This window comes from Pseudoalteromonas sp. NZS100 (assembly GCF_015864815.1).
Lineage (GTDB): Bacteria > Pseudomonadota > Gammaproteobacteria > Enterobacterales > Alteromonadaceae > Pseudoalteromonas > Pseudoalteromonas distincta.
Genome location: NZ_JADYWM010000001.1, coordinates 53,271 through 64,932, shown reverse-complemented (window position 1 = coordinate 64,932; position 11,662 = coordinate 53,271). Strand labels below are relative to the sequence as shown.

Here is an 11,662-nt window from a genome sequence, read left to right as displayed (position 1 = left end):
TAAATCATAGTTATTTGTAAACATAAGTAAATTGAACGACTGCTAAAGTGGTTGGTTTGAGATAATTAATAGTCGTACGGCTGTTGCGCATAGCCGGTACTAATTGAGCGTCCAAAAAAAAAGGCCGGTTACTACTTGGTAGTACGGCCTTTTAAAACTCTAGAATAGATTAGTAATTATGAAGTTTATTTTTTCTTTTCGCTTGGTGCTGGTTGGCCATAATTAGGTGAACGAGGTCCATATAATAAGCCGTTGTAAACATCTGAAGAAAGTAAGCGTGTTGAAGTCATTGCTGCGATTTCAAAGCCTTTATCGGTTACCGTTTCAGCAATTTGATTGATTGCTGCAATAACAAGCATACCTACAAGGCCACCACCGCCATTACTTTGTTGTTCAGCTGAAGAGGCTCTTGCTTTGCCTTGCCATAATTGCTCGCCAGTGCGTAAATCAACTAATGAGGCTGATACAGTTACAGCTGTTTCGCTAGAAATTACAACATAGCTAGTGCCGTATTCTTCAATAGTGATGTAAAGCGCAGAGTCTGCACCAAAAATTTCATGTAATTTATTCACCGGTACTTGGTGTACGTCGCTTGCAACAGTGAGGCCATTACCTTTAAAGGTTTGATCAACTAAAGCAACAGGAAAAACATAAAAACCCGACTCAGCTATAGGCGCGACCATTTGAGTCATCACACTGTATGGTGCAATTACTTCAGGTGTATTATTTAGCGGAGGTAAAATAATAACTGAGTGAGGGTCTGCTTGTTTAAATGCTGTGTAGTCATGTGCTGGTGGAGGTGAAACACAACCAGCGAGTAATGTGACTAATGCGATCGCTGTGTATGATTTTAAATTAAGCATATTAAGCGCCTTTCGCAGATTTTAGAAGGAAGTCGATGTAATGAACTGATTCTGGGAAAAGTGATTTCTCAGTTTCGAAGTGAGTAGTGCCTAATGAAGGATTACCCGTTTCAAAGTACAGCATACCTAGGTGAGCATGTAGGCCAGGTGCAACATTCTTACTTTTGTTTGCGGCATCGGCAATAATTTGCTCAAGCATACTAATTTGCTCTTCGGCTGTTACGTCATCTGCTTTTAAATAGGCGTATACGGCAGTGCTATAGTCGCCGTAATAGTAAATAGGTTCTTTCGTTGAGTTACAACCCGTTAGGGCTATACAAACAAATGCTAAGGTAATTAGCTTTTTCATTATTTATTGCCCCATTGGCCAGCTTCAAGACCAGTAACTAACTTGTTAACGACTTCGCGAATAGCTAGGTCAAGTACTTTGCCATTTAATGTGGCATCGTATGAAGCTGTGCTACCAAAACCAATAACTTCACGTTCTGATAGGCTGTATTCACCAGCACCTTGCACGGAATAAATAACTTCTGATGTAGTAACATCTACAACATTAAGCGTTACTTTAGCATAAGCAATTTGCGATTTACCTTTACCCAATAAACCAAAAAGCTGGCGATCGCCAATGGCTTTACGGCCAAACTCTGTTACATCACCAGTTACAACAAATTTAGCACCGCTAAGAACTTGTTTTGTACCTGTTAACTTTGCCTCTTCCGCAAGGGCTGCCATATTGTCGCGATCAAGCACACTAAAGCGATTTGTTTGTTGTAAGTGGCTCATTAGTGTTGTTTTTGCTTGGCTACCTAAACGGTCTTGGCCTGATGCAAATATACCATTTTGAAAGCTCGAACGGTTTACAAACTGACCTACGACTAGTTTGCTTTTTGCACCTGAGTAGGTTGTGTTATAGCTAGCAACAGTTGGTGTTTCTATTACTTTTGATGATGTTGTAGCACACCCAGCTAAAGACGAAGCTGTAATTGCAGCGATTACAATTGTTTTAATGTGGCTTTGGTTAATTCGCATAAATTTTTGTCCATATAGATAATTGCAGAAGTTTTTATTGATAGGCGCTTGATTTTTATACTTATAAGTCAATTACTTATTTCAAGAGTCCATTCAACTTACTTTATAAACAAAAGTTGATGTAAATACAATGTTATTTATGTTTTATACAGATACACACAATGAAAAAGAATAAATTCTTTGTAATAACAATGCTAATTCATTAGTTTTTAAATTATTGAAAGCCTTTTTCTATAGTTGATATACAAGGAGATTTATTGCGCGCTGAGTTGTTAATTAGTAATTTTATTCAATTAACTGTAATTTTTAAAACCAATCGGCTGCAACTTGTAGTGGAGTAGGGTCGCCTTTTTTAGATACCCAAAACACTAAGGCTTGCTTTGTTGGCGATATTTTTTTAACGCGAGGCAGGGTTAAGTCAGTTAATGATAATTGCTGCTTGGTCTGCATGTCATTTTGCTCGTAGCCAATAACAACAAAGTCGTGTTTTAACTTATGGCCTGCGTTTTCGCCGCTGTGTATTTGTGTTTCTATGCCAAAGCCTAATAGAGCTACATGGGCTATTAAGTTTTGGTTAGTATTATCTTCGGTATTAACAGTATCGTATTCGAGATTAATTTTACTGTTGTTTATAGTCGCTTTTAAATTACCTAAATAACGGGCTTTAGCTACAGGAATAGCTTGTTTATAAAACCAACCTTGCCACCCTTTGCCGTTAACCATAAATCCTGGAGTAGCTACAATCCTACTTTTACCGAGTGCCTTATACGTGCGTTGTCTTTTACTAAAAACAGCAGAGGCAAACGGGTCTTTCCATCCTAAATAATCCCAATAAGTAACATGAAAATTAATAGGGATTAAATCAGTCCATAGTTTTTCATCATCTGTAAACGTTGAAATCCAGCGCTCTGCTGGTGGGCAGCTACTGCAACCTTGCGATGTGTAAAGCTCTAAAAAGGTAGTCGGATTAGCTGTACTGGAAATAGTTACTTGCTCAGCAGCTTGGCTTTGAAAGCAAAAAATTATTAACCCAACAAGTGAGATTAAAAATGGACGGGATATTGCTTTAAAAGGCATGTTACATCTCGCAAAGGCTGATATTGCATTCAGCATAAATGATATTTACGAATGAAGTATCACGAAATACTCACAATTAAATCACAGTTTTAACTGTGTATTTTACTTAGTTAAAACTTAATTTGAACACCCGCTCAAGTTGTGCTTTAATCGTTGCTCAATTATTGAGGAACTTTACATGATTAAATTTTATTTTCACCATACTCCTAACCCAATGAAGGTTGCGCTCTTTTTAGAAGAAACAGGCTTACCGTTTGAACTTGTTCCTCTTGATACTTTAAAAGGTGAGCAACATACACCTGAATTTAAAGCAATTAATCCAAACGCTAAAGCGCCAGCAATTGTTGATGGTGAAACACGTGTGTTCGATTCGAATGCTATTTTAATGTACCTTTCTGAAAAATATGGGAAGCTTGAAGGCAAGGGCGATGACCGCGCTGAAATGCTGTCGTGGTTAATGTTTATCGCATCGGGTTTAGGTCCGTATTCAGGGCAAAGTGTTCACTTTAGACACATGGCGCCAGAAGGGCTTGATTACGCGGTTAATCGTTATTTACGTGAAGCGCAGCGCCATTACGAAGTACTTGATACTCACCTTGAAGGTCGTGACTTTATAGTGGGTGATACGTATACCATTGCTGATGTATCTGCATGGGGTTGGATTGATAAAGCACCGGTTGTATTAGGTGAAGAGGGTTTAGCACCGTACCCAAATCTTAAGCGTTGGTTTGAAAGCATTGATAGCCGCCCAGCGGTTGTACGTGCACGCGCAATTGGTACTGATATAGCCTTTAAAAAAGAGTTTGATGAAGATGCTAAAAAAGCGTTTTTTCCTTCAAACTACCCAAAAGTATAAAAAGTAATTAATACTAAACAGCAGATCAGTTAGCTGATCTGCTTATTGTATTTTATTGCTGTGTGAGCGGTTCTTTATTTTCGTCTGACTCAAACAAGCTAACCTCTTGCGTGTGCTTGCTTACGCTATTTCTTTTTAGGGCGATGTATAAATCTGAATGAATATATATACCTTCTTTTCCTGACTTCATTCCTGCAATATCAAACCACGAAAGTAACTGACGTTTTCTACCTGCAAGCTCAAGCCTTATATCGCGCTTTTTAAATATAACGTCGAGATCTGCAAGCATGGCCATTACACTTAAATCTAAATGAGTAAAGCAGGGCACAGCGTCAATTATTACACATTGAGTGTCGTCTTTTTGCCTTGCATATTGCTCAAGTAATCTGCGTTTAAAGTAGCTGGCATTAAAGTAAGTTAAAGGTGAATTAAAGCGATAGATAAACACGCCTTGCACTGCTTTTGCTTTATCTGTGGCGTCTAAACTTCTTACTACACCGTTAACATCTACGCCGAGAATATTGTCGGTTGGGCGCATAACAGTGCGAATAAATTGAAATAACCCCAGTAATACAGCAAGTGTGATCCCTGGTATAACGCCAATAAATAACACCGCAAGTAAGGTGGCTGAGGCGAGATAAAATGCCTGTTTGTCTTTTCGTTTTAATTGCCAAACAGCTTTTAAATCGAGTAAGTGTACAGAGGCAATAATAAGTACAATACCTAGCGCTGCGCTTGGAATAAATTCAAGTGGGGCTGTTAAAAATACAGCTATGAGCGCAATAATGGCCGCTGCTATTATTGATACTAACTGTGTTTTACCACCTGCTGCATCGTTAACAGCGGTGCGTGAGTCGGCGCCACTGACGGCAAAACCTTGCGAAAGAGCTGACGCTATATTGGCAATACCTAACGCTCTAAATTCTTTATCGGCGTCTATGTCGTAGCCATTTTTAGCAGCAAAGCTGCGGGCAGTTAGCATCATACTAACAAAGCTCACGATGGCTAAGTTAAGTGCGGGTACCACCAGCTCGCGAATAATCCCTAAATCAAAAACAGGGGTATTAAAAACGGGAAGCCCGCCAGTTACGGTGCCAATGGTTTTTATATCAAATTGTTTTAAATCGAAAATCCATACCAAAAGCGCACCAAAAGCAATAGCAAACATAGATGCAGGCCACGTGGGTCTTATACGCTTCATGGCAAAATAGATCGCCAGTGTAAACAAAGCCATTAATAAGGTGGGAACATGTGTTTGCGCTAGGTATGTGGGCACACCACCGAGGCGTTCAAGTAAGTAGCGCTCATCAAAAGTAAAACCAAATACTTTAGAAAATTGACCCACAATAATAGTGATAGCTACGCCGTTTAGTAAGCCCAATAAAATAGGTTTAGATAAAAAGTCGGCTAATACACCTAACTTAAATTTACTGGCTATAAAGCACCAAAAGCCGGTCATAGCGGTCATGGTGACAACAAGTTGCCAATGCTTAAAGCTGTCACCTGCAGCAAGAGGTGTTACTACAGCGGCGATAACGGCGCAGGTTGCGGCATCAGGGCCGACTATTAATTGTTTTGAAGTACCAAAAAGTGCATATAGCATCATTGGCAGTATGCAAGAATATAACCCTACGGCGGCGTTAACACCGGTTAGTTGTGCGTAAGCAATGGCAACAGGTAAAGCCACTGCAGCTACTGATAGCGCCGCCCTTACATCATCAGCAAACCATTGGCGTTCATAGTGCAGCAATGTATTTAAACCGGGCATAAAATTATATAAACGCGACAGCACTTTAGTTTTCCTGCTAATAGTTACAACGTTTTGATAGTAAATTTAATATTCAAATAAGTATAGCTAGGTGGGTGTTATTTTAATAAATTGCAGGTGATTATTTATCAAGATATTAAATTTATAATTTGGCAAAAAAGTGAAAATTGAATTTTCCTGAGGTGTCTTTTAATCAGCTTATGTGCGTAGTATTAATGTACTGATATTGAGCACCTCAGGAAATCACTAAATCTAAAATCTAGTTTTAAATTTTTTAAGATTATTTAGCACCACATGCCGGATATAACTCAAGCACCTCTGTTACTACTTGTCCAAATAAGGCTTGTTCTTGCTGTGTTAAATCTATAGCAGGAATAAATGGCATTGTGTCTGTTAATTCCGAGGTAATGATTTGATAAAAGGTCATCGCTGTAAGGACATTCCCAGCATAGGATGCATGATTACCGTCGGCACTATGAAGGTTTATACTAGGCATTATTTCTAATACTCTATTCCATACAAAGCCAACAGGCGCTATGCAGCTAGGTTGTTTTTGACTGATTGCTAAATGGAGGTCGTAAACCTGCTTTGCTTCTGCGGGATCCCCTTTTTGAGGATGCTCTGGAAATAAAATAGGTGTAATTTTATGCTCTTTTGCGTTCGAGATTAATCGCTCAGTTGCACTTGTAGGGTAGTCAGTCGAACCTGATTGTGAGTACTTTTGGCCTTGAAAAATTGCATGACTCCAGTTATCACTTTTTAATTTATCGACATTCGCATTTACTGCGACTATTTCATCTAAAAATCGACCACTAACAGTCGTTATTTTGACTGAAGTGCTAGGTAACTGGTTTGTAATAATTATTTCTAATAAGCCCCCTAACTGTGAACTATGGCTATTACCATAGATAATTATTTTGTAGTCACTTAAGGGACTGTTATTAATTACCGCTTTTGATTGTGGTATTTCAATGCTTTCAGCCTCTTTTGTTTTACTTCCCCCAGAGCCGCATGCTGTTAATAATAGTAATGATAATGTGATTGATATTGTTGTTATGTATTTTAGAGACATTGTTAATCCTTTTTTCGTACCAATTATAAGTACGGCTTTAGAATACTAGACATTTTATAACCAAGCTGCAAGGTTGCTGGTTTTTAGTGCAATGTATGGTGCTTAGTTTGTGCGCTAAAAGTGAAGTGCGGGAGGTTGATATTGTTTACGCGGTATCTAAATTTTAGTTTGGAGTATTATTCAATGATAATTTTATTGCTTTAAATAAATATTTAGTTATAAAAATTGTGCGATGTTTTAACACAAGTGCCACTTTTTTGTAGACGTAAAAAAGCCTGCATAAAAGCAGGCTTTAGTTTCTAGGGAAAATTAAAATTTAGCGCGAATACCAAAGCTGTAACGGCGATCCGCTTCAGTGTACTTCCAAGCACCACCTAGTTCAGATAGATAGATTGAAGGTTCACCTGTTAAGTTGGTCGCATTACCTACTAAGGTCACGTTTTCGTTAATATCCCAGCTTGCAGAGAAGTCTAACTGGCCTCTGTCGTCACGGTAGTTATTACCGTAAACAGTACCTTCTGCTGAAATACTGCCGTCTGAGTTAATATTTTCTACACGTTTCTCGTTTTCAGTATCTAAGAAACTGTCACGGTAGTTATAAGCTAGACGAGTAGAGAAACCTTCGTATTCCCAAAATACTTGTAAGTTATACGTATTTTTAGAAATATCTAATAATGGGTTACCGTTTGGTTGCTCGCTGTCTGCGTATGTGTAGTTTGCGTTAATGCCTAAGCCAGAAAATGCACCAGGTAGGTCTGTAAAGAACTGTTGATAACCAACTTCAAAGCCTTGTACTGAGCCATTTTCACCGTTTACATTTTTAACAGTATCGATACCCGTTAGTCCTGCGTCACGTAAGCCTGCTACATGGTTAAAGCCATCAGCATCTACTGGGAAGTCAGTTGCATCCGAGTAAACTAGGTTATCTTGTGAAACACCTGCAACGTCAAGCTGACATACTTGGTTCCATTGAGTTACGTTTTGGCCTGTTGAAGTGCTTGATGCAGCTACACAGCTACTTTCGTTACTTAAGAAAGATTCAACATCTTTATAAAATACTGCGAAAGAAATTACGTTACCTTGGTTAAAGTAATGCTCTACAGATAAGTCGTATTGCGTTGCACGATATGGTTCTAAATCAATAGAGCCTTGCGTTGCACCTGTAATGTCGTTATTAACGTCAAATGCAGGGCTTAGTTCGCTAAAGTCAGCGCGGCGCATAACTTTTGCAGCAGCAAAGCGGAATAATGTTTCGTCTGAGTAGTTATACGTTACGTTTAAGCTTGGTAAAAAGTCGCTGTAGTCATTGTCGCCAGTTACTTTTTCGCCATTAAGAAATACGCTTGATTCTAAATCTGTAGTTACATAACGACCACCCACAATTGCAGTGATGTTATCAAAGTCTAAGTAGGCTGATATATACACGGCAGCTGTATCTTCAACTACGTTACGGTATGCGCTTTCTTGGAACTCTTGGTTATCTGAAAGACTACCTGTTGACGCTAAGTTAGTACCTGCAAGTAACTGCTGAAGTTGAGCGTAAGTATTGGCCGGGTTAGATAAACCGTTGTAGCTTAAAAAGGTTAGTAGGTCGTTTTGTCCCGAATGACCTAATTGGTCAAATGAGTTGTCGTGGCTAACTGTTGTAAAGCTATTTGAAAAAGCAGCGTTGTAGTCATCAACCCATAAAGTGGCTAACGAACCGTCTGAGTCGTTAAATGCATTTTTATAAATGTCTTTAATTTCTACTTTGTATTGCTCATATTCGTAATCGCGGTTAGTAACACGTACACCCGCTTTTACTTTAGATACCCAGCTTAAGCTGCTGAGTGGCTCAAACATTTCAACATCAAAACGAATAGCTGTTTCGTCATTGTCTGTTCTTCTATCTTCACTTTTAAACGTACGAAGTGCTAAGTTTTGTGGGTCAGTAAATGCATTAGGATCTGAATGAATGATGCTTGGTAATTTATTACCGTCTTGAGAAAATGCACCATCATATAAATGATTTGTTAGCTGAGTTCCGCCACTTGCTTCAAATGTTGATTTTTCGATTGGGCGAAGTGTAAATTCAGAATCAGGTCTTACGCTTTCTGATGATGCTACCGCAATTTCACCAGAGATTTTGATGCTGTCAGTAAGGTTCCACTCTGCACCAAGTGCATTTGAAAACGAGTCAGTTTCACGAAAGTCACTGTATGTTTTAGGAATACCAAATTCGTTTGTTAACGTGTAATTATTTACGCCGTTAGCATCTTGAATTGTATTTGCATCTGTTGATAACGAACCTGCGACACCTAAAATAGAGTTACCAGCTTGTTCACCTGAGCGCTTTGTGCCGCTTAAATCAAGATACACCATGCCATTACCAGATTGTGGTGCCCATTGAAGAGATAAATTTACAGCAGTTCGTTTACGTTGTTCTACATATTGTTCAACACTGTGCTCGTCTCTTACGATAGCGTTGCCACTAGGTGTATTACCTTCTTGGCCATTAATTTCGATATCTTGAGGTTTAACACGGCTAGACGTTTCATCTTGGCGAATTTCGCGATCTTGGAATGAAAACATAGCAATGGCACCAAAGGTACCCATTTCATCAAAGTCCCAGTTGTTACCAATTGAACCACTAAAAATAGGTGCTACTTTTTCTGTTTTATCAGCGTATTCGCCATCTAATGAAACTGCGCCTGTTAGTTTATCTAATTCTAATGGGCGAACTGTCTTTAAACTAACTGTTCCGCCTAATGCACCCTCAATCATATCGGCAGTAGGAGACTTAACTACTTCTACTGTTTTTAAGAAGCTTGATGGGTAATCTTGCAAGCTAATGCCGTCACGAGAGTCACCAATAGTAGAGCGACCATTTAATTCAACACGGTTTTGAGGTAAGCCACGAATAGAAACACTGTCACCCACACCAAAATCGGTATTAATAGATACGCCAGTAATACGTTGCAGTGCTTCTGCAATATTATTATCAGGTAACTTACCAATGTCTTCAGCAACAATTGCATCTACAATACGTCCGTCAGTACGCTTAAGCATAGCGGCGGCTTTCATACTACCTAGCATGCCTTTTACTTCAATAACTTCGATGTCTGCAGCTGCCGTTTCTGAAGCTGCGGGAGCCTCTTGCGCTGCAATATTTGAAGAAGCCATTAGTAAAATGGCTGCGGCACTGATTGCTGTAGAGCTACTTCTTTTATGTTTATTAATTAATGTTGAAGTAATTTGATTGAGTTTCATGTATCTCTCCCGTTTGGGTACGACTTGCGTCATTGTGTGTGTGTTGTTACTTGGTTTGGTTAACCAATTTAACTATTGCTTTCCTGTGGCGTGTCATACAGGTGGTATGGTTGAAATTAATCCAATTCAACTTTATTTACAACCTTTGTTTACCAAAATTTCACAATGTGTATTACAAAAACCTCTTTTATTTTGCTTATATTTAATAAATTTAATGGCTTATAGTGTGTTTTTATTTTCTATATTTTGAATGAATTTTATTGAAGTATCTTTACCAAAGGCATTTTTATATATTATTTGTACTATTTAATACATTTGTTAGTACTATTTTTAAATTTTATGCCGTACTTTTATACGTGTTTAGTTTACTTTTTAAGTGATATTGAATTGGAAGAGCGACCATTAAAAGCTCGAAATGATTTATAAATTTGCGAAATAGTGGAGAGGTTAAAATAATTAAAAATCATTTTGGTAATACCAATTTTCTATTGTTTTTATATTGATTTTGTACTAGCTGGGCTGGGGGCGATAAGCTAGGTAGCGATAAATAGATTTTTACGCAAAAAAAAGCCCAGCATAACAATGCTGGGCTTTCTTACTTTAGATGTATTAGCTTTGTAATTCGCCTGTAGATGATTCTAAATGTGCTCGTATGAACCACTGAAATTGCTCTAAATCGGCTAGTTGGCTGGTGATCATATCTTCAGAGACCGGATCTAGCTCAGAAAGAGTCTCAATTGCTTTACGGTGATCGGCATTAACGCCGTTATATACTTTATCAAGCGCAGCCAAATGTTCGGTTACTAGGCCTTTGCCTACAGAGTATTCGTCCCAAGTACGGCGATCTACAATTGATTTTGGTGTGCCAACAGGTACTGCACCAAGTGTCGCAATTCGCTCTGCAATTGTATCTGTCATTTCGCGTACAATGTCTACTTGCGGGTCTATCATTTCATGTACGCCAATAAAATTAGGTCCCACTACATTCCAATGAATATGTTTTAAAGTAAGCTGTAAATCTATCAATGCAACCATGCGGTTATCGAGTGTAGCTATTGTTTTTTGAGCTGATTCGTCACTCATACCTGGCGCGGTAAATTTAGTTGTTTTGTTTGATTCGTTATTGTTACTCATAATTTCTCCTACATTAAGTAATGTGTTGCTCATATAATATGTTGCGTGATGAGCGTGACTTAAACTTAATGAAGCAACTGCTATGCCGTAAGTTGATCGTTTTTAAAAGTAATTTAAAAACATGGGGTTATGTTTTTATTTGAGGTTTTAGAGGCTGGAGGGGGGATTGAGTTTTTGAAAAGCCTGCATACATTTGTAAAATCTGCAGACTTTAATTTAATAACGCTTAAGTGTATTTAAACTTTGGCTATATATTCGTGCGCTTTTAAAACATCGAGCGGCACTATTTCTAATGATTTTTTATTTGTGGCTTCAAGTACCACCGGTGGCGCAACGTTTGCTGAAATAGCATGAAGCCATCTTAGCGCACACAAGCACCATTTATCACCGGCTTTTAAACCTTCGAAATCGTAAAGAGGGTTCGGGGTTATTAAATCGTTACCTTGTGATTTTGAAAACTGTAAAAACTCATCAGTCATAATTGCACACACACTGTGATTGCCAAGATCTGATTCTGGTACATAACAAAACCCTTCACGTGTGTAGCCACCATTACCGCAACATAGTTTTAAGCGTGTGCCGAGTACATTAAATTGATTCGCCATGAAATACCT

The 11,662-nt window shown here is 38.5% G+C and carries 10 protein-coding genes; 1 reads left to right on the top strand and 9 read right to left on the bottom strand.

Features of this window, described 5'->3' with window-relative positions; all coding sequences use genetic code 11:
* Positions 1-185 precede the first annotated feature (185 nt).
* The 4 genes from I6E69_RS00315 to I6E69_RS00300 all read right to left on the bottom strand — a co-directional run bounded on the left by I6E69_RS00315 (position 186) and on the right by I6E69_RS00300 (position 2,969).
* Positions 186-863 carry a DUF799 domain-containing protein gene (locus tag I6E69_RS00315; protein ID WP_197120330.1) on the bottom strand — a complete coding sequence of 226 codons (678 nt, stop codon included), beginning with the start codon at positions 861-863 and terminating at the stop codon, positions 186-188.
* A 1-nt stretch (position 864) separates the two neighbouring features.
* Entirely contained in the window at positions 865-1,212 is a 348-nt protein-coding gene (locus I6E69_RS00310) for a DUF4810 domain-containing protein (protein WP_008165258.1), read from the bottom strand.
* Positions 1,212-1,892 (bottom strand): CsgG/HfaB family protein, encoded by a 681-nt coding sequence (locus I6E69_RS00305; protein ID WP_076923668.1) that lies wholly within the window; start codon positions 1,890-1,892, stop codon positions 1,212-1,214. The genes I6E69_RS00310 and I6E69_RS00305 overlap by 1 nt, the downstream gene beginning before the upstream one ends.
* A 306-nt stretch (positions 1,893-2,198) precedes the next feature.
* Complete coding sequence (locus I6E69_RS00300) at positions 2,199-2,969, bottom strand: DUF1223 domain-containing protein (RefSeq protein WP_197120329.1); 771 nt, start codon at positions 2,967-2,969, stop codon at positions 2,199-2,201.
* A gap of 178 nt (positions 2,970-3,147) precedes the next feature.
* Between I6E69_RS00300 and I6E69_RS00295 the strand changes: the two genes are divergently transcribed.
* On the top strand, positions 3,148-3,825 hold the full coding sequence (locus I6E69_RS00295; protein WP_197120328.1) for a glutathione S-transferase family protein: 678 nt from the start codon (positions 3,148-3,150) through the stop codon (positions 3,823-3,825).
* A gap of 52 nt (positions 3,826-3,877) precedes the next feature.
* On the opposite strand, the gene I6E69_RS00290 is transcribed toward I6E69_RS00295, so the two are convergent.
* The 5 genes from I6E69_RS00290 to I6E69_RS00270 all read right to left on the bottom strand — a co-directional run bounded on the left by I6E69_RS00290 (position 3,878) and on the right by I6E69_RS00270 (position 11,653).
* Entirely contained in the window at positions 3,878-5,617 is a 1,740-nt protein-coding gene (locus I6E69_RS00290; RefSeq protein ID WP_197120327.1) for a SulP family inorganic anion transporter, read from the bottom strand.
* Positions 5,618-5,873: 256 nt separating this feature from the next.
* Positions 5,874-6,665, bottom strand: a complete 792-nt coding sequence (locus I6E69_RS00285) for a hypothetical protein (protein WP_197120326.1) — start codon at positions 6,663-6,665, stop codon at positions 5,874-5,876.
* Positions 6,666-6,974: 309 nt separating this feature from the next.
* Positions 6,975-9,914 (bottom strand): TonB-dependent receptor, encoded by a 2,940-nt coding sequence (locus I6E69_RS00280; protein WP_197120325.1) that lies wholly within the window; start codon positions 9,912-9,914, stop codon positions 6,975-6,977.
* 609 nt (positions 9,915-10,523) lie between these two features.
* The gene (gene dps, locus I6E69_RS00275) at positions 10,524-11,048 is read right to left on the bottom strand and encodes a DNA starvation/stationary phase protection protein Dps (RefSeq protein WP_024595435.1); all 525 of its coding nucleotides are present in this window, start codon (positions 11,046-11,048) and stop codon (positions 10,524-10,526) included.
* A gap of 236 nt (positions 11,049-11,284) precedes the next feature.
* Positions 11,285-11,653, bottom strand: coding sequence for a DUF2237 family protein (locus tag I6E69_RS00270; RefSeq protein ID WP_197120324.1), 369 nt, complete (start codon positions 11,651-11,653; stop codon positions 11,285-11,287).
* Positions 11,654-11,662 lie beyond the last annotated feature (9 nt).

What these genes read in the sequence shown, in the direction of transcription:
- dps (WP_024595435.1), bottom strand. Translation starts at nt 11,048, where the DNA reads ATGAGTAACAATAACGAATCAAACAAAACAACTAAATTTACCGCGCCA.
- I6E69_RS00270 (WP_197120324.1), bottom strand. Translation starts at nt 11,653, where the DNA reads ATGGCGAATCAATTTAATGTACTCGGCACACGCTTAAAACTATGTTGC.
- I6E69_RS00295 (WP_197120328.1), top strand. Translation starts at nt 3,148, where the DNA reads ATGATTAAATTTTATTTTCACCATACTCCTAACCCAATGAAGGTTGCG.
- I6E69_RS00280 (WP_197120325.1), bottom strand. Translation starts at nt 9,914, where the DNA reads ATGAAACTCAATCAAATTACTTCAACATTAATTAATAAACATAAAAGA.
- I6E69_RS00310 (WP_008165258.1), bottom strand. Translation starts at nt 1,212, where the DNA reads ATGAAAAAGCTAATTACCTTAGCATTTGTTTGTATAGCCCTAACGGGT.
- I6E69_RS00300 (WP_197120329.1), bottom strand. Translation starts at nt 2,969, where the DNA reads ATGCCTTTTAAAGCAATATCCCGTCCATTTTTAATCTCACTTGTTGGG.
- I6E69_RS00285 (WP_197120326.1), bottom strand. Translation starts at nt 6,665, where the DNA reads ATGTCTCTAAAATACATAACAACAATATCAATCACATTATCATTACTA.
- I6E69_RS00315 (WP_197120330.1), bottom strand. Translation starts at nt 863, where the DNA reads ATGCTTAATTTAAAATCATACACAGCGATCGCATTAGTCACATTACTC.
- I6E69_RS00305 (WP_076923668.1), bottom strand. Translation starts at nt 1,892, where the DNA reads ATGCGAATTAACCAAAGCCACATTAAAACAATTGTAATCGCTGCAATT.